1 protein-coding gene is annotated in these 361 nt (G+C 65.4%); it reads right to left on the reverse strand.

From position 1 onward, the window contains the following. Positions 1-341: hypothetical protein (locus tag XcuCFBP2542_RS19140; RefSeq protein ID WP_338117685.1), on the reverse strand; the 341-nt coding region annotated here is incomplete at its 3' end. Positions 342-361 lie beyond the last annotated feature (20 nt).

Genomic DNA, 361 nt, shown 5'->3' on the forward strand with positions numbered 1-361 from the left:
GGCCGGCCGCCGCAGGAGGTGATCTCGACATGCCTGGCCGCTTCCTGCACGTCCGCTCGCACGTCCGCCGCCGCCGCGCGGGCCCGTGCGGCGTGCAGCTGGTCGTTGGCCTGATTCAGCAGCAAGAAAAACCCCATCAACAGCAGAACGAAACACATCGCCAGCGTCGCGATGATCTTCCAGGCCCAAGCAATCCTGGGCAGCAAGGCGCTTTCCATCCGCTGCTGCTGCGCCTGGAACAAGGCCACCATCGCCTGCTTGAACTTGGCCTCCTCCTGCTCCCTGGTGGCCTGCATCTGCGCCTGCGCGTCTTGCGTCTGTTGCTGCAAGCTGACGATCACCGTTTCCAAGCGGCCTGCGG

Origin of the sequence: Xanthomonas cucurbitae (assembly GCF_002939885.1) — a bacterium.
Taxonomy (GTDB): Bacteria; Pseudomonadota; Gammaproteobacteria; order Xanthomonadales; family Xanthomonadaceae; genus Xanthomonas; species Xanthomonas cucurbitae.